We start from the raw sequence: 26,665 nt of genomic DNA, 5'->3' as shown, positions 1-26,665 counted from the left end.
CAAATGCGAAAAATTTGACGAAACGCGGTAAATCAACCGTTTGCATCATAAGAATTAATGCTATGCTAAGTTTTACGAGCTTAGAGCTTCAACGCTTCTCAATTTTAGTAAGGCAAAAAGAATGGAATACAACACATCTGAATTATGCGACTTGTTTGCTGATAGCGTAGACGTAGTAGATCCAATTTTCGCAAGCTTTGGTGGCCGTTATTCTTTCGGTGGTGAAATTACCACTATTAAATGCTTTGAAGATAGAGGTCTTATTGACCGTGTACTTGCTCAGCCTGGTGCGGGTAAAGTGCTGCTGATAGATGGCGGAGGTTCAAGTCGTCGTGCTTTATTTGATGCATCATCTGCTCAAATTGCTATTGATAATGATTGGGAAGGCGTTGTGATTTACGGCAGTGTGCGGGAAGTCGATAGCCTTGCTGAATTGGACATTGGCGTGTTGGCTGTTGCAGCAATCCCTGTGAATGCTGAGTGCGAAAGCATAGGTGAGGTAGACGTCCCCGTTAACTTTGGTGGCGTTACGTTTCTACCTGAAGACCACCTATATGCTGATAGCACGGGTGTTATTCTTTCCCCCGAGCCACTAGACTTAGATTAGAGTTGACCAGTAAGCAGAAGTTACCTGCTTTAAGAATTAAAAAAACGGAGGCGTATGCCTCCGTTTTTGTTTTAAATACTTACGAAATTTCCGAGACCTAGGTGAGGCGAATTAATGCCGGAGTTGGCGAAAACTATTTATTGGCCTCGTCAAACACCTTGTTTAAATACATAGCGATACGAATTCCCGCCATCTGCAAACGCTTTTTGGCAGTAGGTAGGTGATTGTATAAATAATCGTAGCTCATGTTGTTGGCGTCATCTGGATAAATAGTGTCGCGAATAGCGGTACTTTCTTTAATCCATACCATAGGGTCGGTGGTTGCCCAGCTGCGAATATCTTTAGAGTTAATGGTCTTTGTAAGCCATTCAGTCCATTCAGAATATGACAAGTCGCGCTGGTCTAACATTTGCGAATCCCACACGCGGTGCAAGTTAGAGTCTTGCCAAAAGAAGCGTACTTTTACATCGTTACCGCCACGATCGGTGCCGTTTCCAGCGTGAAGTGGTTGATGGAGATCGCCTATGATATGCACGATAAACTGAAGGGCTAGACGTTTTTCCTCAATGCTGGCTGTGTCGCTTTTTAGGGTTTCAGTAAATTGCTTTAAAGCGGTAACTGCATCGCCTTGTTTTGGTGCGCCAACGTCTTTATAAGTCTTGCCCTCAGGTACAGAGACATAATGCCAAGGACTGGCCGTTTTCTGCCAAAATTCGCTGGGGTTAGAACGCATTTCATCGGCATGGGTAGAGGCTTCAGCCAAAGAGCCATGTGGCAGCAAATCCATAATTGCCGCCTGAGAAAGTGGGCTAAGATATTGCTCGGCAATAGCGCCAGTTACTCGGTGGCCGGTCTGACCCCAGCCGAAAGCAGGTGATGAAATGCACAATATAAATAGTGTGCTCAGCGCAACTGCGCAAATCCTGTTTGCAAACGCGAACATGGTTAATCCTCAGAATGTTTGGAAGACTGATAGCCCCATCTTGCGACAAGAGACTGCTCAATACCTAGGTGATCTAGTATGCGCGCCACAACAAAATCTACCAAGTCATCGATAGTCTTGGGGTTGTGATAAAAACCTGGCGCTGCAGGCATAATAGTAGCACCCATTTGCGAAAGCTTGAGCATATTTTCTAAATGAATAGAAGAAAGCGGCATTTCACGGGGCACTAAAATTAGCTGGCCCCGCTCTTTTAAAACAACATCGGCAGCGCGCTCAATCAGATTGTCGCTTGCGCCAATACTAATGGCCGAAAGCGTACCTGTAGAACAGGGGCATACGACCATTTTTGCCGGAGCAGCCGAGCCAGACGCTACCGGTGAAAACCACTCTTCTTTTCCAAATACCTTGATTTGGTCAGGTTTTGCATTGCAATGCTCGGTAAAGAACGCGGCTGCGTCTTCGGGGCGCCCTGGGATTTTTACATTCTCTTCGGTGGCAAATACTACTTTTGCTGCTGAAGAGATAAGTACGTACACTTGATACTCTGCATTAACCAGCGATTTCAAAAGTGTTAGCGCGTAAGGTGCACCTGATGCACCTGTGATAGCAAGCGTGACTTGCTTGTCGTGTTTCATGGTTTAGCCTCTGTAGATAACAAACATAGCGAAGCTTGTTTATCGGGTATTACTTCGTTTTATGCTGTCTTTCTTATAGTTTGGACTTCATTTTCAGTGCATCGAGTATACGGCCATGAATACCTTCAAAACCCCCGTTACTCATTACAAGAATATGATCGCCCGGTTGTGCTACGTTGCAAACGCCTTGAACGATCTTCTCTACATCTTTGAAGCAGTGGGTAGGTGCGTTACTGTGCGCTACCGATTCAACTAACGACCAGTCCATGCCCTCAGGTTCATAAAGGTACACCTCATCGGCTTTTTGCCAAGAGTTTGCCAGCGTATTTTTATGTACGCCCATTTTCATCGTGTTTGACCGAGGCTCTAGCACAGCTAGAATACGTGCATTACCCACTTTTTTACGCAGTCCATCAATTGTAGTCGCTATAGCGGTAGGGTGGTGTGCAAAGTCGTCGTATACGGTGATGTTGTTTACTTCACCTTTTACTTCCATGCGGCGCTTAACATTCTTAAAAAATGATAAGGCTTCAATGGCATCAGGTAAGGTAACACCTGCATGGTGGGCAGCAGCTATAGCCATTAAGGCGTTGTCTACATTATGTTGACCAAGAAGGGGCCATGTTACGGTTCCCACGTTAACACCGTTATGTATTACATTGAATTCACTGCCGTCTTTCTTTAGCAGTTCAGCATGCCATTCTTTGCCTAACGATTGACGAGAAGACCAGCAGCCTTTCTTCAGCATATCTTCGATGGCCGGGGTGCTGTTTGGCGTAAGGATAAGCCCGTTTTCGGGCACCATGCGAACCAAATGGTGAAACTGAGTTTGAATAGCCTCAAGATCAGCAAAAATATCTGCATGGTCAAACTCAAGGTTGTTAATCACTAAGGTTTTTGGCCGGTAGTGTACGAATTTAGAACGTTTATCGAAAAATGCACTGTCGTATTCGTCAGCTTCAATAACAAAAAAGGGGCTTTCACCCACGCGGGCCGATACACCAAAGTTCTCTGGAACGCCGCCAATCAGATAACCAGGGTTAAGCCCAGCGTGTTCTAAAATCCACGCTACCATGCTGCTGGTGGTGGTTTTACCGTGGGTACCGGAAAGCCCTATTACCCAACGATCTTTTAGTAAGTTATCTAGCAGCCATTGCGGGCCGCTGGTGTAAGGTAAGTTGCGGTTTAGCACGTATTCCACGGCGGGATTGCCGCGCGACATGGCATTACCAATAACCACCATGTCTGGCGCTGGATCAAACTGGCTTTCACAATAGCCTTCGGTCAGCTCGATGCCTAGTGCTTCGAGCTGCGTGCTCATTGGTGGATAAACGTTTTTATCTGAGCCTGTCACTTTGTGGCCGAGTGTTTTGGCAATAGCGGCGATGCCACCCATAAAACTTCCACAAATGCCTAAAATATGTACATGCATAGCGCATTCTCAATGAATTATCATGTTATTGGAGTACTGTATCAGAACCCTACGACCTATAGATAATTCAATTTGTGTATTTCAACCTATGCGTTATGCCTTTAAATTACGCTCATCTTAGAATATCTGTGGGATGCAAACTGGTATGGTGTGTGTATGTCATTGAACTGGTATGTTCCACTTCGCAGTGAACACGGTTACAATCTAACCACAGGTATAAAAACCTGTGCGTGCTAGCTTATAAAAAAAGCCGGTAAGGAAAGCTGAGCGATGGCTGGCACGACACCCTACACACGAAAAAAAGGCTTACATTCAATGAAACGTTTAAATTCCCAATTGCAACAAGACGGTGCACCACTTGAGTTAATTCTGCTCATTCGTACACTGCTAGCGGGCTGTAAAGAAATATCTTTCCGCGTGAGTCAAGGCGCACTTGCTGGCGTGCTCGGTTCAACCCTTTCAGAAAACGTACAGGGCGAAACACAGAAAAAGCTCGACGTTATCTCTAACCATATTCTAAAGGACACGCTAAGGGAATCTGGCTATGTTAAAGCTATCTCGTCTGAAGAAGAAGATGATGTAGTTCCTTGCAATCCGGAAGGTAACTACCTAGTGAGCTTCGATCCACTAGACGGCTCGTCAAACACGGAAATTAACAGCCTAATCGGTACTATTTTCTCTATCACCCATGCACCGCAGTGGATGAAGCCAGATGACCCATCTGCTTTCTTACAGCCAGGCACACAAATGGTTGCTGCAGGTTATGTGCTTTACGGCCCGTCTACAATGCTAGCGCTGACTACCGGTCGCGGTACTCATATTTATACGCTTGATAAAACCCACGGTGGTTTCCTGCTTACTCACCCGAATATTCAGGTGCCCGAGCAAACCTCAGAATTCTCTATCAATGCGTCGAACCAGCGTCATTGGGAACCGGCAATGCAGGCATATGTTGCTGATCTTTTGGCAGGTAAAGAAGGTCCACGTGGTAAGGACTTTAATATGCGCTGGGTAGCGGCAATGGTGGGTGATATTCATCGTTTGCTTTGTCGTGGCGGTATCTTTATGTATCCATTCGATAACAGAGACCCGTCTAAGCCTGGTAAACTGCGTTTGCTCTATGAAGCCAACCCAATGGCATTTTTGATGGAGCAAGCTGGTGGTAAAGCAGAAACCGGTACTGGCCGAATTCTAGAAGTTATGCCTGAAGAAATTCATCAGCGCGTACCGTGTATTATCGGCTCTAAAGACGAAGTTGAAATGTGTTTAAGCTACAACGATAACGCGAAGTAATAAGAAAATGGCCCTTTAGGGTCATTTGTTTATTAAAAAGCAGCAAAATTTAACGAAAAATAAAGAGATTAGTACGACATGGGTCGTAAAGCGTTTTTATTTTGCTGCTGTCACCGTATACTTACGACCAAAATTTCTAATCCATTATTGAAAGGACCTAAGAATGAGCTTGAGTGCTATTTCTGCTGGTAAAAACGTACCAGATGAAGTGAACGTAATCATCGAAATTCCAGCACACGCTGACCCGGTGAAGTACGAAGTAGACAAAGACACTGGCGCGCTATTTGTTGACCGTTTCATGGCAACTTGCATGCACTATCCAACTAACTACGGTTACGTTAACAACACCTTGTCAGAAGATGGCGACCCTGTTGACGTTCTAGTAATGACACCGTTCCCACTACTTGCGGGTTCTGTAATCAAGTGCCGTCCAGTTGGCGTCCTAAACATGACAGACGAGTCTGGTAAAGATGCAAAAGTACTAGCGGTACCAGTAGACAAGCTTTCTACTATTTACCGTGACGTTAAAGAAATTGCAGACGTACCTCCGCTTCTTCTTAAGCAAATCGAGCACTTCTTCGAGCACTATAAAGATCTTGAAGAAGGAAAATGGGTGAAAATTGACGGTTGGGCAGACGCTGCAGCTGCAAAAGAAGAAATTACCGCAAGCATCGCGCGTTTCGAAGCAGAATAATTCACGCTGCTTTAAATTGATGATACAAAGGGCTGGTGTAATACCAGCCCTTTTTGTATGTGGTCTAAAAGTGAATATTGATAGCTAAGACTAGGCATTACAACAGAAAGCTAAACAGATACCTGAAAGAGACCTGTATGTACCACCTGAAACAAACCGTGACCTCATTATTTGCTGTACTTATGATGGTCGTAACCTTTAACTCTTTGGCAGATGAGACTCCCACTGAAGTATACTGGGAAGACCTGGTGCCTGAGGGCTTTAATGAGCTCGCGCCACCTTCAGTTCAACACAATGGCGAGATGAGTCAGCTTCAGCCTGACGCACCAGTTGTCGATACCTTTGATGGCAAACGGGTGAAAATTCCGGGTTTTGTCGTGCCGCTAGAAGGTACGGCAGAGCTAACCACCGAGTTTTTACTTGTTCCATATTTCGGAGCCTGTATTCACGTACCACCGCCGCCGTCTAATCAAATAGTGTACGTAAAATTTGAAGAAGGTGTGCGGATAGATAATATTTACGACGCGATTTGGGTAACCGGCGAATTATCGACTGACGGTTGGAAAGGAGATATTGCGTCGGTAGGTTATCGCTTAACGGGCGAAGCCGTAGAAGGGTTTTAAGCTTTAAAAGTTTAAAAAGGATATCAGGTGTTTACAGGTTTATCAGCGTTTCCCATTACTCCATTCAAACAAGAAGCTATTGATTACAAAGCATTTCAAGGGCTTGTTGATAATTTGGCTTCGGCGAATGTAGATTCAATTTGCGCGATAGGCTCTACTGGGCTGTATCCTTATCTAACGCGAGAGGAAAAGTACGACGTAGCCAAGCTCGCCGTCGACCACGCAAATGGCATTCCTGTTATGGCAGGCGTTGGGGCGCTGCGTACTTATGACGTGTTAAAAAACGTTGAAGCTGTGCAGCAAGCAGGTGTTAATGCTGTGCTGTTAGCACCAGTTTCCTATCAAGTGCTTAACGAAGAAGAAGTGTACGGCCTGTATGAGGCAGTGAGTCACGAGGTATCTGTGCCTATCTGCGTTTACGAAAATCCTCGCGTGACTAATTTTACCTTCAGCGATGATTTATACCGCCGCATAGGCAAATTGCCCAATATCGGGGCGATTAAAATACCCGGTACTCCGTTTGCCAAAAGCGCAATGGATAATAGTTCCAGCAAGGATATCCCACCCTCTGAAGCAAGCAGTAGCGAAGGCGCTCGTCGATTAGCATCATTACGAGAGATAATGCCTGCACACATTGCTATAGGCGTGAGTGGTGATAGTTTTGGCGCAGCAGGAATGAGTGAAGGTTGTGACCTCTGGCTCTCTGTTATAGGGGGAATATTCCCGCGAACCGTAATGCGCATAATCGACGCCGCTCAGTCTGGTAATGCTGTGGATGCACAGGCTCAGTCACAAGCGTTAAGCGGAATATGGAGCATGTTTGCGCGCAATGGCGGTGGTTTGCGTGTGGTTGCTGCCGCGGCAGAAATTTTGGGCTATTGTGAAACGCCTAGCTTGCCTGCACCCTTCTTACCTATCGATAAGAGAGAGTACAGCGAGCTAGAACGCATTATCGCGCAGTTATCGTTAAGTTAGCCTTGCGTATAAATCTGTTCAGCGCGGTTAAATAAAAGCCACGACGTTAGAATGTACTTGTCGTTACTTTTTGGAATTTGGCCGCGGTGTGTGTGCGTAAAATAGGCAGGCGCAATCACCATTCTGCCTGCTTTGGGCTTAACCGCACGGTTTTGATAATAAAATTCCGTCTCGCCGCCTTCTTCCACATCGTTTAAGTAGTACATAAACAGCAATACGCGGTGAAGTGCATCGTTATGTTGAAGCTGTGGATAGACTTCTGAATGCCAGTACGGGTAGCCACCATTGCCTGCGGTGTAGCGTTGCGCATTTACATCGCCAACCCGAAACAGGTAATTCACCAAATTCGCCAAATTGGGTTTGCCCACTTCATCAAAATTTTCACCTGTTACTTTTACCGGTTCGCCAGTTTTGGGATGGCGTACGGTTAGGCCAATAGGCCCAACAAGCGCAAAATAGTACTTTTCAATGTAGGAGACCAGCTGCTGCCCAGTGTGCTGCATCACTTGCTGAAATAAGTCTTTAAATTCCGGGTTGCGGCTTATCGACACATCCATGCTGCGCTTTTTATCTAAGTCGACGCCACCACCGGTGCGCCCTTGAGACAAATTGGGGCTGCTTTCAAAGCGTTCCATGAGTTGTTTGCACAGCTCTGGGGGTAACACATCATCAATAACTTCAATTAAATCGCTCATGGTATACCTCTTACTGCGCTTTATTACTTAGTGGGTATGTCTTTAAAGTGTGACGCAAGTTCTGACTTCACATTATCCGGAATAGGCGCAGAACGCTGCGTTTTATAGTCAAAATGCACCATGGTAGTCACGCCCGTTGAGCAAAGCTTATCGTCTTGCCACAGTTCTTGAAACACATCGAATGCACTGTTGCCCAGACGGCTAATGTAGGTTTTCACTGTAACCGGCTTGCCATAGAAAATCTGAGCTAAAAAATCGACCTTATAACTGGCTAAAATGAGTGGCCAGTTTTGTAAGTCTAGATCAGGGGTAAACATTCGGAAAATCGGCTCTCTGGCGGCTTCAAACCACGCAACTAATGCCGTATTACTAACATGCTGTAGGGCATCGGTTTCACAAAAACGCACGTCGAAAGATGTGACAAGTGGTGCTGTATTACTCATAAATATTTATAGGTGTTATAGGTTTGGTTTCCACTCTAGCATTATGGAAGGGAGTTTTCAGTAAGCCCTTGTGAAAGTGATAGTGTTTAACGTAAATCGTCGTGTTTTGATTACCTTACAGGGGTGTGCCGTCCGGTCCTTTTGCATTACAATCCGTGTCTAACTTTTTGAGCGAACATACTATGACTGCGATTGGGATTGACTACGGTACATCAAATTCTGAGGTTGTGTATTTTGATGGAACGGCCCATCAGCACATCAAACTTGACCCGCTAGATAAGAAGGGCAATAAGATCCGTTCTTCGGTGTTCATCTACTTTGAGGATGAATTACCGCCGCCGCCCGATGCCATGGTTGAAGCGAAAGTGGCACAGCTACAGCGCGTTATTAGCGAGCAAATAGATAAGGCAAAGGACGGCTATTATTCGGCAAAAGACCCAAAAGAACAGGCGATGTATAGCGATCGTATCGACTCACTGCGCGGCGATCTGCACAACAAGCCTGCTTTACAGCGCAAAGCGATTGCACAATTGATGCATGCAATGTCGCTAGACGAAATCCCTTTGCTGCGCTTGGTAGAGCATGGCAAGTTTGCGTTTGGTGAAGAAGGGTTTAGGCGCTTTCTTAAAATGCCTGATAAAGGCCGACTCATTTATTCACCTAAGAACTTTTTAGGCGCGTCGTTAGACGGCGACCAAAAACAAGCGTTCATCGGTATTATTGCTAAGCAGCTCGCTTACTTTAAACAGTGTGCTGAGCTGCAGCTAGGTAAGGTGGTAAACAATGCGGTTATTGGCCGCCCAGTTAAGTTTCATGGTACCCGCGGTGAGGAAGGGAACGCGCAGGCTATTCAAATTATGACTGAAGCGGCGACGAAGGCTGGGTTCTCAGGGGTTAACTTCTTAGATGAACCTATCGCAGCGGCGTATAAAATTGAACAAACCCTACCAAGGGATACCACTACGCTGATTGTAGATATTGGTGGGGGTACCACGGATATTTGCTGTATTAAGCTTTCTCCCGAGCGTTCCAATCAGCTTGATCGCAAAGACGATGTTCTGTCGGTAACAGGCAGGCGTTTAGGCGGCATGGATTGCGACAAAAGCTTGGTGCTCAAGGCTATTGCTCCAGAAATGGGAATGGGCCTTAAGATGATTAACGGGCTTCCTGTTCCTCCTACGTACTTCTCTGATATGTGCGCGGTTGATAACATTCCAGCTCTTACTCGCTTTTTCTCTGACGATTACGGGTTAGATATTTCTCAAACCATGTCGGTGATAAAAGAGCCTGCCCAGCTAGAACGCTTGCTTATTGTTCAAGAGAACAAGTTGTCTGCCCGTGTGGTGAACTCGGCCCGATTAGCCAAAGAACTACTTTCGAGCAAGCAAAACATTACGCTGCCGCTGCACTATATTGAAGACGACTTTGATGTAGATATTTCACAGGACTCACTTAAAAAGGCGTTAAAGCCTTGGCTAGATAAAGTGAAAGCGTTAGTTGTGGAATGTTTGGAAAACAGCAGTGAAAAACCAGAGGTGGTAATGATAACGGGTGGTATGAGTTTATCGCCTATTGTAGTTGATGCACTTTATGAAAAACTGCTTACGGGGCTGCCTCGATTAGAAAACGATGCGTTCAACTCGGTGTGCGAAGGGTTAGCAATACAAGCGGCCAAGCACGCTTAATCTTTTATAATCTTTCTCAGATATGAAAAACAACAAGCCTTAGCGCGGTTACACTTACTGCGCTAAGGCTTTTTTGATCAGTGCTTCAGAATATTGTGTTCTTTCAGATAAACTGCGATGGCCTCTGGCGACTCGAAAGCATTTAACAGCATTTCTTGTGCGCGCGCTTTCACATCGTTATCTTCAGATGATGAAAGTAAGTGGTACCAAGTCTTAACTAAGGCTAGTGGTGGCGTTTGAGTCATTGGGTTTCGCTCCAGCAATTCTTACTGCAAAATTCACATAAATCATCGTAACGTATGATTTGCCAAAACAAGCTCTGACCAGCATGAAAAAACGTGTAAATAAACGTCAACGCGCACTTTTTACAAGCTGCCGTGTAAATTACACAGCAGCTTACAAAGAAGAAGTCATGCGCTCGACGCCTACGAATTTACATCTAAACCGGCTCAAGCTTGTGTGAGCATGGGTTTCAGGAATCGTCCTGTATGTGAAACTTCTTGTTGTGCCACATGCTCAGGTGTTCCCTCTGCAATAATCTGGCCACCTCCGGATCCACCTTCGGGTCCAAGGTCGACAATCCAGTCTGCGGTTTTAATCACATCCAGGTTGTGCTCAATAACCACAACGGTATTACCGTGATCGCGCAGTCTGTGAAGGACGGCTAATAACTGTTTAATATCGTGGAAATGCAACCCGGTGGTTGGCTCATCCAAGATATAGAGTGTTTGCCCAGTGTCTCTTTTTGACAACTCTTTCGCCAATTTCACGCGCTGTGCTTCACCACCTGATAACGTAGTGGCTGCTTGGCCTAGACGAATATATGACAAGCCAACGTCCATGAGGGTCTGCAATTTACGTGAAATAGCAGGAATGGCATCGAAGAACTGACGGGCATCTTCCACCGTCATTTCCAACACTTCGTGAATGTTCTTATCTTTGTACTTTATCTCAAGGGTTTCACGGTTATAGCGTTTGCCCTGACATACGTCACAAGGCACATACACGTCTGGCAAAAAGTGCATTTCCACTTTAATTACACCGTCACCCTGACACGCCTCACAGCGACCGCCTTTTACGTTAAAGCTAAAGCGGCCAGGCTTGTAACCACGTGAGCGCGATTCTTGTGTACCGGCGAACATTTCACGAATTGGAGTGAAAATGCCTGCGTAAGTCGCGGGGTTAGAGCGCGGTGTTCTGCCTATAGGGCTTTGGTCAATATCGACTACTTTGTCGAGCTGGTCTAATCCGGTCATCGACTTATGCGGCGCCGGTTCAGACGTGGTCGCCTTGTTCAGTTCGCGCTGCGCAATTTTGTAGAAAGTGTCATTAATCAGCGTTGATTTACCTGAGCCCGATACACCGGTTACGCAGGTCATTACACCGGTAGGTATTCGTAAATCAACAGACTTCAAGTTGTTACCGGTTGCGCCTAAAAGCTCTAGCCACTTGTCGTCTTTCACCGGTGTACGTGTTGCAGGGATATCTATTTTCTCTCTGCCAGATAGGTACTTGCCAGTAAGTGAGTGTTCACTGTTCTTAATATCTTCCAGCGAACCTTCGGCAATAATCTCACCGCCATGTACACCAGCACCCGGGCCAATATCTACAATGTAATCGGCTTCGCGAATGGCATCTTCGTCGTGTTCTACAACTAGAACAGTGTTACCTAGGTCACGCAATCGCGTAAGCGTGCCAAGTAAGCGCTCGTTATCTCGTTGATGAAGTCCGATAGACGGTTCATCGAGTACGTACATTACGCCAACAAGGCCTGCGCCAATTTGACTTGCCAATCGAATACGCTGAGCTTCTCCACCTGATAGGGTATCGGCGCTGCGCGACATAGAAAGATAGTTAAGGCCCACATTCACCAAGAAGCTTAAGCGGTCCATAATTTCTTTTAAAATTTTCTCAGCTATCTGAGCACGTTGGCCTTCAAGGTTGAGTGTCTCAAAGAAGCCATAAGCATCGGCAATCGACATCTCGGCAATGGCTGGCAGGTTGGTATCTTGTATAAATACATTACGCGCTTCAACACGCAAACGTGTGCCGTTACAGCTACTGCAATGCTGCTGGCTTAAATATTTTGCTAGCTCTTCACGCACCGAGTTTGACTCGGTCTCGCGATAGCGACGCTCCATATTAGGGATAATGCCTTCAAATGGATGCTTACGCTCCATCACGTCGCCACGCTCGTTTATGTACTTAAACGACAGCGACTTGCCCTTAGACCCGTAAAGCACAATGTCTTGGTGCTTTTTATCGAGCTCTTCAAATGGCGCGGTTAGGCTAAATTTATAATGGTCTGCTACTGCCTGTAGCATTTGAAAATAGTAATAGCTGCGCTTGTCCCAGCCGCGAATAGCACCGCCTGACAGACTTAATTCCGTATTACCTACTACTCGTGCTGGGTCAAAAAACTGTCTAGTGCCTAATCCATCACAAGTAGGGCAGGCGCCCGCTGGGTTGTTAAATGAAAACAAGCGCGGCTCTAGTTCGCTAATGCTGTAACCACAGTGAGGGCAGGCGAAATTAGCAGAAAACACAATTTCTTCTGCGTCTTTATCGTCCATATCAGCCACAACCGCGTTACCGCCAGCAAGACTGAGCGCCGTCTCGAATGATTCCGCTAAACGCAGCGCCATGTCATCGCGCACTTTAAAGCGGTCGACCACAACTTCAATGGTGTGCTTCTTGTGCAGATCGAGAGGTGGCGGATCGGATAGATCACATACTTCACCGTCGATACGCGCGCGAATAAAGCCTTGAGCAGACAGGTTTTGCAGCGTCTTAACGTGCTCGCCTTTACGATCTTTAACAATAGGGGCTAGCAGCATTAGCTTGCTGCCCTCGGGCATCGCTAATACTTTATCGACCATTTGGCTGACCGTTTGTGCATCTAGCGGCACATCGTGATCAGGACAGCGTGGCGTACCCACTCGCGCGAACATCAAACGGAGGTAGTCGTATATTTCAGTGATGGTACCCACAGTTGAACGGGGGTTATGCGATGTTGATTTCTGCTCAATGGATATTGCTGGTGATAAACCCTCAATATGATCAACATCTGGTTTTTCCATCATAGATAGAAACTGACGAGCATAGGCAGACAAAGATTCAACGTAACGACGCTGACCTTCTGCATATAGCGTGTCGAATGCAAGAGACGATTTACCCGAGCCAGAAAGGCCGGTTATCACCACCAGTTTGTCTCGTGGCAGTGTTAAATCGATGTTTTTCAAGTTGTGGGTGCGAGCACCGCGAATTTCGATTTTATCCATTGAAGCCTAAATGAGAGAAAAAGAATCAGTATGCCATAGGTGTCAAGTAAAGTGATATGACATTCAAGTTATACTGTAAGCGGAGTAAGCAGATCACCTCGCGGACACAAGCTTACGATTAGTTCTCGCTTAACGTCATTGCAAAGTGGTGATTTTATCCCCACTTTTAAACCCCTAATAAGAAAAAGGGTAGCGCGAGGGGGCTAAATCTACCTCGCGAGCAGAAGAAAATACCAACTGTATTATGCTACACTTCGCGACCTTATTCTTAATGCAGCAGAAACAGGTGTTCTCTGCGCGCTTTTATGTTTTTTTGATTTTATTTATTGAGGGAAACAGACGCTTTGAACGCTTTGGAATTACGCGCCGCGCTTGCACTCGCCTCCGTTTACGTATTACGCATGATGGGGCTGTTCATGGTTATGCCCGTGTTGGCTGTAGCCGCAATGGACTACCCAGATTACTCGCCGCTATTAGTCGGGCTTGCCGTGGGTGGATATGGCCTAACCCAAGCTGCGCTGCAAATTCCTATGGGTATGATGTCTGACAAATGGGGGCGTAAACCCGTTATTTTGCTAGGGCTTGCTGTATTTGCATTAGGAAGCTTTGTAGCAGCAAACGCCGACAGTATGGCCATGATGATTGTTGGGCGTATTCTTCAAGGCGCTGGGGCTATTGCAGGTGCGATAATGGCGCTAGCTACCGATGTAAGCCGGGAAAGTCAGCGAGCCAAAGTGTTAGCTATTATAGGCATAGCCATTGGCTTTTCATTCTATTTAGCCGTTATTTTAGGGCCGCTCATTGCGAACAGCTACGGGCTTGCAGGTGTGTTTGGTATTACTGGTATTCTGGCCATTCTTTGCATGCCGCTGGTTAAATGGGTAGTGCCTAACGGTGTGCAGCTGAGCAGTGGCGATACACTCCCACAAAAAGACCAGCTAAAGCGCTTAATTTTTTCTTCTCAGTTATGGCGTTTAAATATCAGCGTGATGATTCTACACATGATGATAACGCTGTTGTTTGTTCAACTGCCCGTTACGCTACTGAATTTTGATATGACGCTAGACAGTCACTGGACGGTATACTTACCCGTTTTAGGCGCGTCAATTGTAGGTCTAATTATAATGATGGGAGCAGCAAGAGGCCGTACGCCTAAATCGCTCCTTTTAACCGGCGTTGTATTAATGGGCGGCGCGTTTTTGGCGCTGAGTTTAGAGGACCATAGCTGGTGGTGGGTTTGTGCTGCCGTGGTTCTTTTCTTTACCGGCTTTAATTATTTGGAAGCGAATTTCCCTGCATTGGTGTCGAGCATTGCGCCTGCGGGACAAAAAGGAACGGCCATGGGCCTCTACGCTAGTTTTCAATTTTTCGGTGCGTTTTTGGGCGGTGTAATTTCAGGTTTCGTCACCGATATTTGGTCGCAAGAGTTAGCTTATGGCATTGGTGCTGCTAGCACTCTGCTTTGGCTTTTTATTATTCTTGGTGTTAAAGAAGTGAGCCGGGTTAAGCGTGTGATGATGAATGGAGATTTTGATAGTTCAAATGTTTCCACTATCGAAGCTGAATTGCTATTAGTGCCTGGTGTGTTGGAAGTGACATTAAACAGTCAAAATAATGCGGTATACCTGAAAGTTGATCGTGATTTTGATGCGGTAAAAGCGCGAGACGTATTGTCTGCATAGTTGCTTATCTCATTGCAACCATGAAAGGTTAGCATCACACTATTTTTGAAAAGGAAGCGAACACCATGATTGACCTAAGCAGCTACAAAGCCATTATTTTTGATATGGATGGCACCTTAGTCGATTCAATGGGCGCGCATATTGATGCGTGGCGGCTTACGTGCGATGCGTTTGGTTATCCCTTCGACCGAGACTACCAATTCAGTTTAGGTGGTGTTCCTACCTTTGAAACCGTACATCTTATGAATGCAAAGTATGGCAAAAGCCATGATCCAGCAGAGGTTGCTTTATATAAAAAACAGGCGTTTGAAGGGCTAGACCATTTGCCAAGGCTTATTCAAGATACCTTGGACGTGTTTAACCATTATAAGGGAAGCATGCCCATTGCAGTGGGGACAGGCTCAGATAGGCAGCACGCTCAAATGGTGTTAAATGAACACGGCCTGCTAGCCCAATTATCGGCCCTAGTTACAGCCGATGACGTCACTCAAGGCAAACCTCACCCTGAAACCTTTGTGCGTGCGGCAGAATTAATGGGTGTAGCACCACAGCATTGTGTGGTGTTTGAAGATACCGACATGGGACGAAAAGCGGCGGTTGACGGCGGCATGGCGTGCTTTATGGTCGATAATACTCGGCTTATCTACTGAATCTTACCCTGATTGAAAGTTCGAGCTTAGGGCTTACGCTCACTCAATTGCGTTCACTTTATAGTTTCTTAGGCTTATACCGCATCTAGTTCGCTTAGCGCATTTCCGCAGTTATGTAACAGTGAAGATTTTATACGTTTGGTGGCATCATCAATGGCGGATTTCATAGCATCGATAGCAATCTGATTGCTCTCTTTTTCACTGACACTGGCGTTCACATTCATGCTTTGCCCTCTGAAGGTGGTGGCGGGTGAATACTCATCGGCATAGTCAGGTTTGTACTTAACATTAAGCACCACGGTGGCAACCATATTACTTCCTAAGCTTTTTATAAACGCGCGGTTTAGCACTACTTTCACGCTGTTGACTGCTTCAATATCTGGGCTGACATTCATCGCTTCTAAGCTTTGCTGTAACAGTGAATAGAGCGTGTCTTCTGTTACATTACTGCTTCCAACGAGCAAGTCTTTACTCGACCGTATGTCGATTAGTTCTGCCAAGTTAATTGGACAAGCTTTCGCTTTAGACATGGTTAGCTGATAGTCTTTTCTCTGCGACGCAGGAATTAATGATGAGTCAAGCTCGGGTGGCGTAGACTCGCAGGCAACAAGCAAGGGGAGGGCACAGCAGGCAACAATAAGTCGAGCTGGTGATGTAGCGTAAGACATGGAAAATGTTCTACTTTTCATTAAATTATTTTTGTTTTATGCAGATAAATTGTGCAAGTAATATTGTCTTTAGTATAAGAAAGTTTGTATCGCTAAGAAACAGAACAACTGTTGCAAACTGTTACAGCTTGTTTAGCATAGGTGTGGGACTGTTGATTTTGCTGAGCGAGTTTTTGATCAGCGACACAACCATTACACCTATATAACCTGAATAAAAATTTCGCCATAACCATTCAACACGGACAGTTTTTTTAATGATGAGCTTAAAAAACGCGGTAATCAGTGTAGTTGCAAGTGTGTCACTTATTGGGTGTGCAATTAACGTGTCCCCTTCGGCCTTCTTTTATCAAGACACTCAGCAAAAGCCCCTTGATACTACGAAGCTACACGCGGCTATTCAAAAAGACAAAACCTCAGCGGGCATCACCCGTGTTGAAGTTAAAAATGAAGGGGGGTTAACCCTAAGAGGTGTTGCCGTTTCATATCCCGACCCTATTGTTAACATTGTTTTCTTCGCAGACAACCGTATGCCGGTAAGTGAAAATAATAGTGTGATTCATAGGCTGGGAAAGCTACCCGCTAATATATTGTGGCTTGATTATCAGGGAGTAGGGGCTAGCGATAAAGCGAAGGACCTTAGCATTAACGCTATTAAGCAAGACGCGTTAACTCAATTTGATTATGTAGAAAGTGCGTTTGACGCCTCAATTCCCACTATCGTTCACGGCCGAGGTATAGGCAGCTATTTCGCAAGCTATGTTGCTGCAAATAGAAAAATAGACGCTTTAGTATTGGATGGCGCTTTCAATAACATCTCTGATCTCATTGCCAACATGGTGCCAGGATTCTCTAACTCATTCACAAACATGAAGCTTCATGATGAAGTTCATAGTATGCAAATTGCGCCTATTCTCCGTCATTATGAAGGCCCGTTGTGGTTGGTCGTTGGTGAGGAAGACAAGATAACGCCTTATCCTATTAGTCAGCAGTTACTAAAAGATGCATCAAGCAGCGAGAAATACATTTCAGTTATTCCTGGTGCTACCCATAACGCTACGCTTAAAAGCGACTATGCTATTGAGCAGTACAAGCAATTTTTAGCAAGATTCACTCAATAAGCCAACCTTACTCACTGTGGATAAGTAGTGGAAAACCTTGTTGGTAAGTCTGTTAATAGCCATATAGAACAACAGATCACGATCTTAAAGGTGCTTTCTGGTCGGATCACGATATGTCAGTTAAATCAAGCGATGTAGAGCAATTGTCGCTGATCTTAATATTTTTTGATCGTAACCTTGTGCAGGATCAGGCAATTTTCTGTATTGGGGATAAAAATCTTAAGCAAAATGATCAAGCGTATATTTTTGTCAATAGTTTCGTGTCATGAAATTTTTAGAACACGGTCGCTCAAGAATACATCGAATTACGATTAATCACTCACCAAACTGGCCTAGTAATGACTAGATAAAATACCCGCCAATGGCGGGTTTTCATTTTGAGTCCTATGAAAGCTATCCAAATTAAGCGAAGGTTATACCCTTACTACAGAATCTCGTTTAACCACCGTAGGTGTATATTTAAAGGTTAACCCTTCTTCTGGTTTACTCCCAGATGCATACTTTAACGCCAGCTCAGCCGCTTTCGCCGCCATCATTTCAACGGGATAACGCAGCGTGGTTAATTTGGGGCGACAGTATTTTGCCAGCAGTACATCATCGTAGCCCATTACTGAAACTTGTTCGGGAACTGAAATACCGTGGTCCTGCAACATGGTCATAGCCCCTGACGCCATCGCATCGTTGTAAGCCAGCACTGCGGTAAATTTCGCACCGGTGGCAAGCAAGTTTTGCATGGCTAGTTCACCCCCTTCTTGATCAGGAGTGGCGTATTCAATCATGCTTTCAGGTAAGCTTAGCTTTGCGCTATCAATGGCGTTTCTAATTCCTTCAAGACGATGATTTGGATCGTCAATACGATATTGGCTGCTTATTACCGCCACATGTTCGTGCCCTTGATTAATGGCGTATTCCGCCATAAGACGACCACCGGTTACGTTATCAAGCCATACGCAGCGGTTTGCTATTTCTGGAATAAATCGGTTAATTAAAACAAAGCCTGGTACTTGGCTAGCAAACCCGATTAAAGTCTCGTCATCGAGTGCTTTACTGTGCACAACCATGGCTTCAACACGATGCTCTAGCAGGGTTTCAATGGCGCGCAGCTCTGTCTCTTTCTCTATAGAGCCGGCACTAAGAAGAATTTGAACATTATTTTTTCGTGTTATTGATTCGACGCCGTGAGCTAACATTGCGAAAAAGGGGTCATGCAACTCGGCAATAACCACGCCCAACGAGGCGCTGCGTTTTGTAACAAGTGCTCGCGCATTTGCGTTGGGGCGATACCCCATCTCTTCCATGATTTTTTTAACGCGCTGTCGGGTATCGTTGCCTACTTTCGGCCCATTATTGATAACCCTTGATACAGTCGCTAAAGAAACTCCGGCGGCTTGAGCTATATCTTTTATTGTTGCCATTTTCTCTTAAACTTTGTTTTGTAATGCATTGAGGGCCTTAAGACCTGATTGCCATAGCGTACATTATATTTACAAAAAAAGGTAAAATTCTCACGCTTTGTTGTCTTGCAATAAGCCTAATAAACCAGACAAGACCATCAAGTGGTTTTACCAACTCTAGTTCTTTGCTAAACCCCTGTCAAAAAGCGCGGAAAACGTATACCCTTTTACGCGTTATAAATGCTCTACCTATTCCCAAACTTTACGAAAGTGCACGATAGATAGCCCGAACTTTATTTATCTAGCGTCTGAGAAGGTAAAAAAATTGTTATGAAAATAAACGTGTCTACATTTGGTGAAATAGCCGGTAAAACGGTACATGCTTTTACCTTGACTAATAACAACGCGATGTCAGTTACCCTGCTTAACTACGGTGGAATTATTAAGGAAATTCATTTTCCAAATGCGAAAGACGAGTTGATAAGCTGCGTCCAAACTTTTGATACGTTACAAGGTTATATTGAAGACCCTAGTTATCGCGGCGCTATCGTGGGGCGCTTTGCAAATAGGATAGGGCACGGCGTATTTACTTTAAATGGCAAGCAGTACACGTTAGATAAAAATGGTGGTGACCATAATCTTCACGGCGGGCTTGCGGGCTTCCACAAGAAAGTATGGGAAGCGAAAACACTTGAATCGTCCGATAGTGTCAGCGTCATCTTCACATTAACTAGCCATGACGGCGAAGGTGGCTTTCCTGGCAATATCATTGTTGAGGCTTGTTACACGTTGAGTCAGGACAATGAACTATCTTTAAATATTACTGCAACAACAGATAAAGAAACGCCGCTTAGTTTCACGCAGCATGCTTACTTCACGTTGAGCAATGAAGAGCAGGTTGGTAATACACTGATAAAGATTGACGCAGAAAAGGTTACTGATGCAGATAGCAGCTTACTCCCAACAGGTGATTTGGTCGATGTCGGCAATACACCCTTTGATTTCACTTCGCTTACTGCAATTAAACAAAGGGTAGAGCAATCTAATTCCCATCCGCTATTTGATAGTGTGGGAGGCTTTGATCACAATTATGTACTTCAAAATACGTCTGATGATAATCCTCAAGCAGTAGTGAAAGCAGTCGATACTGGCGTAACTATGGAGTTGTTTACTAGCCTTCCCGGATTGCAGTTTTATACCGGTAGCCTGAAAGAGCGTGATCAGTTAGGTGCTTTGTGCCTAGAGCCGCAGCATTTTCCTGATGCGCCTAATAAGCCTTTATTTCCAAACTGTTTTGTAAAGCCAAATGAAAAGTATCAAGAAATTATTCGATATAGATTCAGTGCCTTTTGATATGAGCAGAAAGGAAAAAGAAAATTAATTGTTATTAATTTAACATTTAATTTTCTTTGGGACTTAATTGATAATCGGTGTTTCTTCATATATTATTATTAGGGTAAACGTTTAACCTTATTTTATGTTGCGCATTCCAGCGCATTTGGCTAATGCAGAGAGAGTGATTATGGGAACCCCTTTCGACCCAACTAATGATCCACATCGCCGTTACAACCCATTGTTGGGAGAGTGGGTGCTAGTATCACCACACCGCGCTAAGCGTCCTTGGCAGGGGGCTTCCGAAGAGCCGAACAATGAACAAAAACCGTCTTATGACCCTACCTGTTATTTGTGCCCAACGAATACCCGGGTGAACGGTGAGGTTAATCCAGATTATAAAAGTACGTTTGTTTTTCAAAACGATTTTGCTGCACTTAAGCAAGATACAGCGCCAGCTAGTGAGAATAAAGGCCTGTTCCAATTTGAAACAGAGCAAGGCTGCAGTCGCGTTATCTGCTTTTCACCTGATCACAGCAAAACGTTGCCGGAGCTAACCGACGAAGAACGTGTTGATGTTGTTAATACCTGGAAAGCCCAAACGGCTGAACTGGGTGAAAGCTATCGTTGGGTCCAGGTTTTTGAGAATAAAGGCTCGATGATGGGGTGTTCAAATCCACACCCGCATGGTCAGGTTTGGGCACAACAGCACGTACCCACAGATCCAGCGAAAAAAGTCGTTCAGCTTAAGCAGTACTTTAGTGAACACAAAACGCCTATGTTGCTAGACTACGCTGAGCAAGAAATTAAAAAGCAAGAGCGCGTAGTGTGCCAAAATGATGAATGGGTAGTTGTGGTTCCATATTGGGCTGCATGGCCATTTGAAACTCTATTACTGCCACGTTTTGATGTTCAATCAATGCATAAGCTACCTGATGTGCAATCGCTTTCACTTGCAAAAATCATTGGTGAAATAACAGCAAAATACGACAATTTATTTGAAACGTCTTTCCCATATTCAATGGGGTGGCACAGTGCGCCTTTTGATAATGAAGACCACCCTGAGTGGACGCTACATGCACATTTCTTCCCGCCGCTATTGCGCTCAGCGAGTGTTCGCAAGTTTATGGTTGGATACGAAATGATGGCCGAAGCACAACGAGATTTGACCCCTGAACAGGCGGCAGACAGATTAAAAGCACTGCCTACGGTGCACTACAAGAAACGTGAGAATACTAATGGATAACCGAGTACTTTCTTCTACATTTGAAGCGCATTACGGCACTGAGCCAACGCTAATAGCACACGCCCCTGGTCGAGTGAACATCATTGGTGAGCACACCGATTATAACGAAGGGTTCGTATTTCCAGCTGCTATTAACTTTGGTACTTGGGTTGCGGCAACGAAACGCGACGATAATGACATTATGGTTACTGCAATGGACTACGAAAACCAGCAGAATCAGTTCTCGTTGTCAGACATTAACTACGACGAAGAACAAGGTTGGGCAAACTATGTTCGCGGCGTAGTGAAAGTACTAAAAGAGGCGATACCAGATTTTGGTGGAGCAAATTTGCTGGTAACGGGTAACGTGCCACAAGGCGCCGGTTTAAGCTCTTCAGCGTCTTTTGAAGTGGCAATCCTAAAAGCCTTGAGTGCATTGTATGAATTGCCTCTAGATGGTGTGCAAGCTGCGCTATTAGGCCAAAAAGCTGAAAATAGTTTCGTGGGCTGTTCATGCGGCATTATGGATCAGTTAATCTCAGCCATGGGCAACGAAGGTATGGCAATGCTGCTTGATTGCCAGTCATTAGCCATCGAGCATTCACCGCTTCCAGATTCACACCAAATCGTGATCATCAACTCCAATGTAAAACGTGGTCTAGTGGATAGTGAATACAACTTGCGTCGCCAGCAATGTGAACAAGGTGCATCGCTACTGGGTGTTTCATCATTGCGCGAAGCAACCATGGAGATGCTACAAGACGCGAAAGCACACATGCCTGAAGTAGTTTATCGTCGTGCAAAGCATATTATCACTGAAAACGCGCGCACGTTGGCCGCAAGTCAAGCGTTAAAGTCTGGTGATATTGAAACGGTTAGTGACGCTATGGCGCAGTCTCATGTTTCCATGCGTGACGATTTCGAAATTACCGTACGCCCCATTGATTATTTAGTTGAAATCATTGGTGACGTGTTAGGTAAATCTGGTGGTGTTCGTATGACGGGCGGTGGTTTTGGTGGCTGCGTTGTAGCGCTTGCCCCTACAGACAAAGTTGATGATGTGAAGCAAGTAGTAGCAGACAAGTACTTTGACGAAACTGGCTACCATGCAGACATCTATGTGTGTACTGCTACGCAAGGCGCATTTGCTTAAGTTTGCATGAATGCAAACAAGGATAAGAAACGCTATTCACTCCCTTTTTTAAACAATCCTAATCGTTAGAATTGTTTGTGTCCCTTAAGCCGCAACCTTTGGTTGCGGTTTTTTTTACAAAAGTGCACATTTCTTGTTAAAAAAAATCAACAAAGTGTGATACTAATACTACCCGCAATATCACGATGCGTTTATCGGTGAATTTCTGGCCGATTGATAATTCTTCGTAAGTTGCGAAACGCGTTTTAATAACGTGACACTGGTGTGGCAACAACCAATATAATAATAAAAACAATTTTTCACCTGTGTACCCTGCATAACAATCGCCGCACCCAAAATAAGAACTTTGGGAAAAACTATGAAATTAGCATCAATAGATATCACGTTGTTCGTGGTATACGTCGTCGCGCTTATCACAATTGCGTGGTGGGTTTCTCGCGAAAAGCAGGGTCATCAAAAAGACACAAATGATTACTTTCTAGCGGGCTCAAGCTTGCCATGGTGGGCGATTGGCGCATCACTCATCGCCGCCAATATCTCTGCCGAACAAATTATTGGTATGTCCGGCTCGGGCTACCAGTTAGGGCTTGCCATTGCGTCTTATGAGTGGATGGCGGCTATCACTCTGCTCATCGTTGGTAAGTTTTTCTTACCTATCTTTCTAAAGCATAAAATCTACACCATGCCTCAATTTCTAGAGCAGCGATATGACCATCGGGTGCGTAAAGTTATGGCAATATTCTGGTTAGGCGTTTATGTATTTGTAAACCTTACAGCTGTGCTTTGGCTAGGTGCATTGGCCATTAATACCATTGCAGGTGTCGATATGGTTTACGGCATGATGTTTTTAGGTCTTTTCTCGCTAGCCTACTCACTTTATGGGGGCCTGAAAGCGGTAGCGTTAACCGACATTATTCAAGTAGTGCTGTTAGTCATTGGCGGACTGTTCCTATCGTATACCGCGTTAAACCTAATCAGCGACGGCAATGGGGCAATCCAAGGTTTTGTTGACCTAACTAACAAGCTACCTGAAAAATTCGACATGATTTTGTCAAAAGACAATCCGCACTATATGGACTTGCCGGGCATTTCTGTATTAATTGGTGGAATGTGGATCATGAACCTGTCGTATTGGGGCTTTAACCAGTACATTATTCAGCGTACGTTGGCGGCAAAAAGTGTTCAAGAAGCGCAAAAAGGTATTGCGTTTGCGGCTTTCCTAAAACTGTTAATGCCGTTAATCGTGGTATTGCCGGGAATTGCAGCAGTACTTATTGTGCCTGACTTAGCTAAGCCAGACCAAGCGTATCCAAGCTTAATGACACTAATGCCTGTTGGCCTTAAAGGAATCATCTTCGCAGCCTTAGTCGCCGCAATTGTGTCCTCACTTGCGTCGATGACCAACAGCGTTTCTACCATTTTTACAATGGATCTTTATAAAGATAAGCGTCCCAACGAGTCACAGCAGCATTATGTAAAAATAGGACGAATTGTAAGCTTGGTCGCGCTAATCATTGCTATGGTGGTAGCTAAGCCGCTATTAGGTAATTTCGACCAAGCATTCCAGTATATCCAAGAATTTACGGGCTTCTTTACACCGGGAATCTGCGCGTTATTCGTGCTAGGTATGTTCTGGAAGAAAACCACGGCGAACGGTGGCCTACTAGCCGCATTAGGCTCATTTGTTTTAAGCATTGTGTTTAGACAGTTCTGGCCTGAGCTGCCATTTATTGACCGCGTTGGGCTTGTTTTCCTACTTTGCGTTGCTCTGGCTGTAGTTGTTTCACTTCTAGAGAAAAAGGGCATTAGCGAAAACGCAGTCGACCTTAATGAAGTGCAGTTTAAAACCACAAGTGGTTTCAACGTAGCATCAATCGCTGTAGTCATCCTTACCGCGGCGTTTTACATCACGTGGTGGTAGGCATAAAAATGGTAGGTTGTTACTGTAAGCCTTGCTAAAAACAACGCGAAAGTTCAGAAGACGCTGATAATAAATTTTGTTAAGTTCTAGAATGTGTTGCAGTTAGTAATGTAAACGTGGGGCGAAAAATTTCAATTTTCCCTCATAAAATACGATATACTAGCCGGCTAATATTCGATGAACTTTCGCGCTTGCTGATGTCTTACTAAGAAGAGTTATACAGCAAGCCACTAAAAACGTTACAGGAGACATCAATGGCAACGAAAGGCGTTAATAAGGTTATTCTTGTTGGAAACCTTGGCAATGATCCTGAAGTTAGATACATGCCTAACGGAAACGCCGTTGCGAACTTAAGCCTAGCAACTAGCGAAAGCTGGAAAGACCAACAGGGTCAGGTTCAAGAGCGCACTGAGTGGCACCGTCTTACAATGTACCGTCGCTTAGCAGAAATTGCCGGAGAGTACCTGAAAAAGGGCTCGCAAATTTACGTTGAAGGTAAATTGCAAACGCGCAAGTGGCAAGATCAGCAAGGTCAGGACAAGTACACTACCGAAATTATCGTAGACCAGATGCAAATGCTTGGCGGCCGCGGCGGCGAAGGTGGTGGCGGTAACGGCGGTTACCAGCGTCCTCAAAACAACCAAGGTGGTTACAACCAAGCACCAGCGCAGGGCGGCTATAATCAAGCGCCACAGCAAGGCGGTGGTCAACAAGGTGGTTATAATCAAAATCAAGGTGGCGGCTATAATCAAGCGCCTCAAGGTGGTAACCAAGGTCAGCCGAAGAACCCACCTATGGCTGAGCCAGACTTTGACTTTGACGACGACATCCCGTTCTAGACAAAGATACAAGTCGGAAAAAATATTCCAAGAGCCGCTTTATAATAGCGGCTTTTTTTTGAGCTAAATTCAGTCAATTATGAGACTGACGCCCGTTAACTTTGTAGCTGACTATAGTAAGATCATACGTTGTCTATATGCATCATGCCAGACAGGGACGGGTGATGTAGGAATTTCAATAACCCTTAGCTCCAAGGTTAATTTTTCACAGTGTCGGTATTAGCACGGTTACTCGTTTTTGTATTTCTCACAATTAAACTCAGCGATTCATTGGCTCAAAATAATATTGGGTGCGACCTTGAAGGTTGTGATGAGAAGAAACCTACCATTATTTGGATACGCCCACCGGAACTTGGTGTTGAAGGGCCAGGTATAACTATTACGTCAGGCCCGGTTTATGATCTTATGGCTCATCTGTCTAGCTATCTTGGCCGCTATAACCATCAATTTGAAGCCTACCCAGTTAGACGTGCATGGTCGCTAATTCGACATGAACAGTCGTCTCAAAAGGTCTACTGTTTCTATGGCGCGTCTTATAAAAAAGAGAGAACAGAATGGGGGTATTTTTCTGAACCCACCTCTATCAATTTGCCTTTACTTGTTGTGTCAACAAAAGCGCTCCTACCTTTAATTGATGATGAAGAAAATGACGGCTTGTCACAAAAGGTGAAAGGCTTGTTTGAGTCAGTTTCTTTGCAAATATTACTCAATCGAAATCTTAAAACCGTACTCTACAGCGACGTGAGTAACGCCTATTCGCGTACTGTCGAACAATGGGCAACGCAGTACAATGTGTTAAGAGTGCATAGCCTAGGTACAGACCTAGGCATGCATACCATCGAATTGCTGAAAAGTGGGCGAATTGACTTCGGTTATGTTGGCCCTCGCGAGATTGCTACATTATCAAGAGAAGAGCTCGACACCTTGCATGTGTATCAAGTTAGCGAACTGTCGGAAGAATTGAGAGGAACAAAGCGCTTGCTATGTTCAAAGACAGCGCTAGGGCAAGAGGTAACAACGAGTTTGAATCAAGCGCTAGCGCGAATTTTTGCAGATTCTGAAAAAAGTGAGATTTTGAGAGATACTAATTTCAGAGCCGATGGTTATTCACATCGCCTTAAGCTGTTATTCGATGAACGATGGGATACTTTTCTGGTGAAAAAGTAAATGTTGGGTAGCACGTTTAACCTATTTCTCAGTCTCCTTATTATATGGATCTTTTTAGTTAGTCCATAATCTCTTCCCTATATTCTTAACGTAACCTGTATAGCTTTCTATGTTGAAGCGGAACCCGTATATTCAGGTTTTATTACTGTTTCTTATTTCGTTTAATCAGCAATAATAATGGAGGTTTACTTGTATGGAGTTCGTGAGTCG

At 44.9% G+C, this 26,665-nt stretch carries 24 protein-coding genes; 15 read left to right on the top strand and 9 right to left on the bottom strand.

Going from position 1 to position 26,665, the window contains the following annotated elements:
* The first annotated feature begins 121 nt into the window (after positions 1 to 121).
* Positions 122 to 607, top strand: a complete 486-nt coding sequence (gene rraA, locus AC27KT_RS09240) for a ribonuclease E activity regulator RraA (protein ID WP_014996911.1) — start codon at positions 122 to 124, stop codon at positions 605 to 607.
* Positions 608 to 740: 133 nt separating this feature from the next.
* Here the strand turns inward: rraA and AC27KT_RS09235 are convergent, their stop codons facing one another.
* The 3 genes from AC27KT_RS09235 to mpl all read right to left on the bottom strand — a co-directional run bounded on the left by AC27KT_RS09235 (position 741) and on the right by mpl (position 3,617).
* Positions 741 to 1,550: a S1/P1 nuclease gene (locus tag AC27KT_RS09235; protein WP_487129292.1), complete on the bottom strand. Its 810-nt coding sequence runs from the start codon at positions 1,548 to 1,550 to the stop codon at positions 741 to 743.
* Between the two features lie 2 nt (positions 1,551 to 1,552).
* Entirely contained in the window at positions 1,553 to 2,185 is a 633-nt protein-coding gene (locus AC27KT_RS09230; protein WP_462573768.1) for a flavin prenyltransferase UbiX, read from the bottom strand.
* A 73-nt stretch (positions 2,186 to 2,258) separates the two neighbouring features.
* Positions 2,259 to 3,617 (bottom strand): UDP-N-acetylmuramate:L-alanyl-gamma-D-glutamyl-meso-diaminopimelate ligase, encoded by a 1,359-nt coding sequence (gene mpl, locus AC27KT_RS09225; protein ID WP_487129289.1) that lies wholly within the window; start codon positions 3,615 to 3,617, stop codon positions 2,259 to 2,261.
* Between the two features lie 315 nt (positions 3,618 to 3,932).
* Between mpl and AC27KT_RS09220 the strand changes: the two genes are divergently transcribed.
* The 4 genes from AC27KT_RS09220 (at position 3,933) to AC27KT_RS09205 (ending at position 7,202) form a co-directional block, all read left to right on the top strand.
* Positions 3,933 to 4,910 (top strand): class 1 fructose-bisphosphatase, encoded by a 978-nt coding sequence (locus AC27KT_RS09220; RefSeq protein WP_487129287.1) that lies wholly within the window; start codon positions 3,933 to 3,935, stop codon positions 4,908 to 4,910.
* A gap of 163 nt (positions 4,911 to 5,073) precedes the next feature.
* Positions 5,074 to 5,604, top strand: coding sequence for an inorganic diphosphatase (gene ppa / locus AC27KT_RS09215; RefSeq protein WP_014947861.1), 531 nt, complete (start codon positions 5,074 to 5,076; stop codon positions 5,602 to 5,604).
* Positions 5,605 to 5,741: 137 nt separating this feature from the next.
* Positions 5,742 to 6,227 (top strand): DUF3299 domain-containing protein, encoded by a 486-nt coding sequence (locus tag AC27KT_RS09210; protein WP_487129284.1) that lies wholly within the window; start codon positions 5,742 to 5,744, stop codon positions 6,225 to 6,227.
* 27 nt (positions 6,228 to 6,254) lie between these two features.
* Positions 6,255 to 7,202, top strand: coding sequence for a dihydrodipicolinate synthase family protein (locus tag AC27KT_RS09205; protein WP_159492230.1), 948 nt, complete (start codon positions 6,255 to 6,257; stop codon positions 7,200 to 7,202).
* On the opposite strand, the gene AC27KT_RS09200 is transcribed toward AC27KT_RS09205, so the two are convergent.
* Complete coding sequence (locus AC27KT_RS09200) at positions 7,199 to 7,897, bottom strand: 2OG-Fe(II) oxygenase (RefSeq protein WP_014975360.1); 699 nt, start codon at positions 7,895 to 7,897, stop codon at positions 7,199 to 7,201. The genes AC27KT_RS09205 and AC27KT_RS09200 overlap by 4 nt on opposite strands.
* Before the next feature lie 23 nt (positions 7,898 to 7,920).
* A complete protein-coding gene (locus AC27KT_RS09195; RefSeq protein ID WP_487129281.1) occupies positions 7,921 to 8,340 on the bottom strand; it encodes an acyl-CoA thioesterase in 420 nt (139 codons plus the stop codon).
* A gap of 182 nt (positions 8,341 to 8,522) precedes the next feature.
* On the opposite strand from AC27KT_RS09195, the gene AC27KT_RS09190 reads away from it, so the two are divergent.
* Complete coding sequence (locus AC27KT_RS09190) at positions 8,523 to 10,025, top strand: Hsp70 family protein (protein ID WP_487129279.1); 1,503 nt, start codon at positions 8,523 to 8,525, stop codon at positions 10,023 to 10,025.
* 77 nt (positions 10,026 to 10,102) lie between these two features.
* On the opposite strand, the gene AC27KT_RS09185 is transcribed toward AC27KT_RS09190, so the two are convergent.
* A complete protein-coding gene (locus AC27KT_RS09185) occupies positions 10,103 to 10,270 on the bottom strand; it encodes a hypothetical protein (RefSeq protein WP_025256952.1) in 168 nt (55 codons plus the stop codon).
* A gap of 204 nt (positions 10,271 to 10,474) precedes the next feature.
* Positions 10,475 to 13,306, bottom strand: a complete 2,832-nt coding sequence (gene uvrA, locus AC27KT_RS09180; protein WP_487129276.1) for an excinuclease ABC subunit UvrA — start codon at positions 13,304 to 13,306, stop codon at positions 10,475 to 10,477.
* Between the two features lie 344 nt (positions 13,307 to 13,650).
* Here uvrA and AC27KT_RS09175 point away from each other — a divergent pair, with 344 nt between their 5' ends.
* Complete coding sequence (locus AC27KT_RS09175; RefSeq protein ID WP_487129274.1) at positions 13,651 to 14,988, top strand: MFS transporter; 1,338 nt, start codon at positions 13,651 to 13,653, stop codon at positions 14,986 to 14,988.
* Between the two features lie 65 nt (positions 14,989 to 15,053).
* Positions 15,054 to 15,638: an HAD family hydrolase gene (locus AC27KT_RS09170; protein WP_487129272.1), complete on the top strand. Its 585-nt coding sequence runs from the start codon at positions 15,054 to 15,056 to the stop codon at positions 15,636 to 15,638.
* A gap of 74 nt (positions 15,639 to 15,712) precedes the next feature.
* Here AC27KT_RS09170 and AC27KT_RS09165 read toward each other — a convergent pair whose 3' ends face one another.
* Positions 15,713 to 16,306: a hypothetical protein gene (locus AC27KT_RS09165; RefSeq protein ID WP_487129270.1), complete on the bottom strand. Its 594-nt coding sequence runs from the start codon at positions 16,304 to 16,306 to the stop codon at positions 15,713 to 15,715.
* 254 nt (positions 16,307 to 16,560) lie between these two features.
* Here AC27KT_RS09165 and AC27KT_RS09160 point away from each other — a divergent pair, with 254 nt between their 5' ends.
* The gene (locus AC27KT_RS09160) at positions 16,561 to 17,424 is read left to right on the top strand and encodes an alpha/beta hydrolase family protein (protein WP_487129268.1); all 864 of its coding nucleotides are present in this window, start codon (positions 16,561 to 16,563) and stop codon (positions 17,422 to 17,424) included.
* A gap of 413 nt (positions 17,425 to 17,837) precedes the next feature.
* Here AC27KT_RS09160 and AC27KT_RS09155 read toward each other — a convergent pair whose 3' ends face one another.
* The gene (locus AC27KT_RS09155) at positions 17,838 to 18,839 is read right to left on the bottom strand and encodes a LacI family DNA-binding transcriptional regulator (protein WP_487129266.1); all 1,002 of its coding nucleotides are present in this window, start codon (positions 18,837 to 18,839) and stop codon (positions 17,838 to 17,840) included.
* Between the two features lie 309 nt (positions 18,840 to 19,148).
* Between AC27KT_RS09155 and AC27KT_RS09150 the strand changes: the two genes are divergently transcribed.
* The 6 genes from AC27KT_RS09150 to AC27KT_RS09125 all read left to right on the top strand — a co-directional run bounded on the left by AC27KT_RS09150 (position 19,149) and on the right by AC27KT_RS09125 (position 26,455).
* Positions 19,149 to 20,171, top strand: a complete 1,023-nt coding sequence (locus tag AC27KT_RS09150) for an aldose epimerase family protein (RefSeq protein WP_487129264.1) — start codon at positions 19,149 to 19,151, stop codon at positions 20,169 to 20,171.
* Positions 20,172 to 20,340: 169 nt separating this feature from the next.
* On the top strand, positions 20,341 to 21,396 hold the full coding sequence (locus AC27KT_RS09145; protein WP_487129262.1) for a UDP-glucose--hexose-1-phosphate uridylyltransferase: 1,056 nt from the start codon (positions 20,341 to 20,343) through the stop codon (positions 21,394 to 21,396).
* Positions 21,389 to 22,528 carry a galactokinase gene (gene galK, locus AC27KT_RS09140; RefSeq protein ID WP_487129260.1) on the top strand — a complete coding sequence of 380 codons (1,140 nt, stop codon included), beginning with the start codon at positions 21,389 to 21,391 and terminating at the stop codon, positions 22,526 to 22,528. Before AC27KT_RS09145 ends, galK begins: the two co-directional genes overlap by 8 nt.
* Before the next feature lie 358 nt (positions 22,529 to 22,886).
* Positions 22,887 to 24,449: a sodium/sugar symporter gene (locus AC27KT_RS09135; protein ID WP_487129258.1), complete on the top strand. Its 1,563-nt coding sequence runs from the start codon at positions 22,887 to 22,889 to the stop codon at positions 24,447 to 24,449.
* Positions 24,450 to 24,703: 254 nt separating this feature from the next.
* The gene (locus tag AC27KT_RS09130) at positions 24,704 to 25,288 is read left to right on the top strand and encodes a single-stranded DNA-binding protein (protein WP_334058631.1); all 585 of its coding nucleotides are present in this window, start codon (positions 24,704 to 24,706) and stop codon (positions 25,286 to 25,288) included.
* 210 nt (positions 25,289 to 25,498) lie between these two features.
* A complete protein-coding gene (locus AC27KT_RS09125; RefSeq protein WP_487129256.1) occupies positions 25,499 to 26,455 on the top strand; it encodes a hypothetical protein in 957 nt (318 codons plus the stop codon).
* Positions 26,456 to 26,665 lie beyond the last annotated feature (210 nt).

The organism is Alteromonas sp. 5NW40-0090, assembly GCF_057552975.1.
Note: the sequence above shows the minus strand (reverse complement) of the source record. Positions and strands in the feature narration are given on the sequence as shown.